Raw genomic sequence first — 1979 nt, 5'->3', positions numbered from 1 at the left:
CCTAACTGTATGGCACAGCCTACGGGGCGCTGCCAAGCAGCCGCCCCTCGCAGAGTACACCCTCTAGGGGGGGCTCTATCTTCCGCCCCCCCTGGCGGGCGCCGGCGCCAAGCGCCCGGCTTGCCCACCCCCGGGCATAGCGCTTATCAGCTCCAGCGCCCTCCGGCGCTCACCACCTAAGCTGTAGCTAGGTGATCATCAGTACCACCGACGATACCGTCAGGGCTGTCATTGAGCAGAGGATACTCAGCCGGCTTAGCAGCGACTGAAGACAGAATGTCCGTAAGAGGCTTCTTAAACTCAAACTGAACCTCAACCTCAATGGCGTACTGATAACCTACGGTATCAATCATCATATCAAGGTACCAGTACAGACCAAGGTGGTCAATTCCAGACGGAACGAAGACACCAGGCTGAACAGGCACAGATGAGGTAGACAGCCAAGGACTAACCTTGTACTTGGACGGTGCCGTCGTAGCGACACCTGGCTGGAACATAACACCTTCAAGAACTGACGGTGACCATGCGATCGTAACATTCTTCTCATCAAGGTCTCTGGGACGAGCGCCCATCGCCTTCAATCCTTCTAGCGAAATATTGGTCGGGATAGAGCCAGACTTATCAATCATATAGTAGAGGCGAGCCTTTGACGTAGCACCACCAGAGGAGAAGGTGTCAAGCGTTGGCTTGAATGTAACCGAGATCTTACGAATGCGATAGTGTTGATATGCCTTCGCAACCTGAACGGCGCGAGGATAGTCCGCAAGCTGGACATTCATCAGATTGTAGAGCGTGTTTGACGAAAACTGTACACCACCAGTAGTGATAGTGCGCTTCGCTGAGAGACCTGCGTAGTCAGGTACATTGGTGCGACGAGCGACCGGGCGGCGCCGTCCAGCCGGACGACGGGCACCCTTCTTTCCCTTTGCTTTACCCTTAGCCATGTTATGTCATATTTGTGAGATAATATCGCCAGGTATGGCGGGGGCGAGGATGTTTATCCTCACTCTATGGCGAGACGAGGTTTTCTGGATTTTCAGTTTTTTGGATACCCCCCCTGGGCGACGCTGCGCCAGCGAGACTCTTCATCGTAGTCCATGCGATATACACGTGAAACATAGTTGATAGCGAATTCTTCTTCCCTATCTACGTCACCTTCTTGTAGCTTAAAATGTAGTTTTGAAGCCATTGCCTTCAGCAGGAAATCATTAGGTACATACTTATCCATTCGCAACGCATGAAGCACTATATCCTTGGCTATCGTGTGGATATCCGGTGATCTCTTGATCTGTTTATAGTGCTCTAATAGTTCCTGCTCAATGGTCCAAGACGCACGCTTCTTAGCCTCTTCCATTTTCACCTGGACTTCACGATTTCTCTCTCTGGCTTTCGTGATTGTTTCATCGCTGACATTGTGCTGGACAATTGGCTTGGCGTCTTCGTCTTCATGAAACAAGTAGCTTATGGCGTCAATGTTCCCATCCCACGGCTTTATTGACATATGCGCATTGCCTTTTCCCATATCAAACACTTTCTTCATCCTGACTCTGAAAGCCTGGTCTTTGACCTGCGTCTTGATCACCATGTGGTAATGTTCATTCTCACCTGATGCCCCACGATGTTTGACCGCTACTATCGCTTGATAATCGGTCGTCTGCCGCAGCATGCGCATCTTCTCGCTGTATCCATCCATGGCTTGGACACGGACGCAGAACCCTTCAAAATTCATTTTGCGACCGAACGGGGGATCCACCCTTGGCGATGCCGGGTGGACCCCCTTTATACTTTTATACCTTTATAGCGGGGTCTATAAGTAGACCCCGCTGCTATAACGGCTTCCTGTCTTAACAGGAAGCAGATCGGCCTCCGGCCTAACTGTATGGCACAGCCTACGGGGCGCTGCCAAGCAGCCGCCCCTCGCAGAGTACACCCTCTAGGGGGGGCTCTATCTTCCGCCCCCCCTGGCGGGCGCCGGCGCC

At 52.5% G+C, this 1979-nt stretch carries 2 protein-coding genes; both read right to left on the bottom strand.

Annotated features, from left to right (window positions below):
* Positions 1-176 precede the first annotated feature (176 nt).
* The gene (locus HWQ67_RS17195) at positions 177-944 is read right to left on the bottom strand and encodes a hypothetical protein (RefSeq protein ID WP_218253923.1); all 768 of its coding nucleotides are present in this window, start codon (positions 942-944) and stop codon (positions 177-179) included.
* 92 nt (positions 945-1036) lie between these two features.
* Entirely contained in the window at positions 1037-1729 is a 693-nt protein-coding gene (locus tag HWQ67_RS17190; protein WP_218253922.1) for a Rep family protein, read from the bottom strand.
* Positions 1730-1979: the final 250 nt, after the last annotated feature.

The sequence above is a fragment of the Candidatus Magnetobacterium casense genome (assembly GCF_019173545.1).
Taxonomy (GTDB): Bacteria; Nitrospirota; Thermodesulfovibrionia; order Thermodesulfovibrionales; family Magnetobacteriaceae; genus Magnetobacterium; species Magnetobacterium cryptolimnobacter.
Note: the sequence above shows the minus strand (reverse complement) of the source record. Positions and strands in the feature narration are given on the sequence as shown.